General features: G+C 61.6%; 2 protein-coding genes. One reads left to right on the top strand and one right to left on the bottom strand.

Annotated elements, in window-relative coordinates:
• The coding region (locus tag AAFP05_RS08245; protein ID WP_341729378.1) for a hypothetical protein at positions 1-400 on the bottom strand (400 nt) is incomplete at its 3' end.
• A 333-nt stretch (positions 401-733) separates the two neighbouring features.
• Here AAFP05_RS08245 and AAFP05_RS08240 point away from each other — a divergent pair.
• The gene (locus AAFP05_RS08240; RefSeq protein ID WP_341729377.1) at positions 734-1,216 is read left to right on the top strand and encodes a hypothetical protein; all 483 of its coding nucleotides are present in this window, start codon (positions 734-736) and stop codon (positions 1,214-1,216) included.
• Positions 1,217-1,297: the final 81 nt, after the last annotated feature.

Here is a 1,297-nt window from a genome sequence, read left to right as displayed (position 1 = left end):
CCGGTTTGTTCGGTGCCGCGTCGCAGTGGCTGCCGCAAGTGGCAGCGGCTGCTGGTTTGTTCGGCCCGTTGGGCAGGCGGCTGCCGGAAGTGACGGTGGCTACCGGATATTCGCTAGCGTGTGTGATTAGCGGCAGCCGTTGTGGCGGGAGCGGGCATTTCGCTAGCTGTTGGCCATTTGGGCAGCCCTTGTGCAATCCGCAGAATGAGCATTCCTCACGTGGCAATCTCAGAACCGTGAGTTTTCCACAGACAGGAAGTTCTTTGACCAATTCGCATGGCCATTTGCCGATCATTTGTGCATGAAGACAGATCGCTTCGCAGATTTGCGTGCCGGCGGGTATGAACGGCGTGCCGTAGAAAGGTTGGTTCGGGCGGGCGAGCTTCATGTCGTCCGACATGGCGGGTATGGGCTTGGCCGGCCGAGTCCGCAGCCGACGGAGCAGCACTGGGCATTATTGCGGACGACCGTGCCACTGCTCGGGCCGGATACGATCCTGAGTCACGCGTCCGCCGGCCTGGTCTGGGGTGTGCCGGTGCCTCACCGGCTGCTGACGCGGGTGCATGTGATCCGGCGAGCATCTAATGGGAGCGTTGGGCGATGGGTGCACAGTCATCGGCTCCCATTGGGTGCCGATGAGATCGAGACCAATGATGGGTTCACCGTCACGAACCTGCCGCGCACGGTTTCCGATCTGTGCCGCTTGGTGCGGCCCCACGAGGCCCTCGCCATCATGGACGCGGCCTGGCGAAAGCTCGGTTCTTTGGACGGGATTGCCGAGTGTGTCGAGCAGTCGAATCGACGATCGGGGGTGGGGAATGCCAAATGGGCGCTCGCGCATGCTGATCCGCTATCTGAGAGTCCGGGAGAATCGATCAGTCGTTACTGGATGATCCGGGCCGGCATTCCCATGCCGATACTGCAGTTCGAAGTGAGAACCAGCGGCGGCGCGCTTCTCGGACGAAGCGACTTCGGTTGGCCGGATCTTGGTCTGCTCGGTGAATTCGACGGCCGAATCAAGTATGACGACCTCGTGCCCGAAGGAATGACGGCAGCAGATGTCGTCATGAAAGAGAAACATCGGGAGAACCAGTTCCGAAGCGAGGGCTATTGGACATATCGCTGGGGCTGGAAGGAGGCGAACGACGGCCCGGCATTCATGTCCTATCTCTTGGAGAGGATCACGCGACGCGGCGCGGTGAGGTTGGGAGCCTGAATCCGAGCAAGCACCTGCCGGACGATGCGAGCGTCTTCGCGTAACGTGACGCTGCGGCTGCCGATGAGTTCGGCCCGGGGG

This window comes from Brooklawnia sp., assembly GCF_032229645.1.
Taxonomy (GTDB): Bacteria; Actinomycetota; Actinomycetes; order Propionibacteriales; family Propionibacteriaceae; genus Brooklawnia.
Note: the sequence above shows the minus strand (reverse complement) of the source record. Positions and strands in the feature narration are given on the sequence as shown.

What these genes read in the sequence shown, in the direction of transcription:
- AAFP05_RS08240 (WP_341729377.1), top strand. Translation starts at nt 734, where the DNA reads ATGGACGCGGCCTGGCGAAAGCTCGGTTCTTTGGACGGGATTGCCGAG.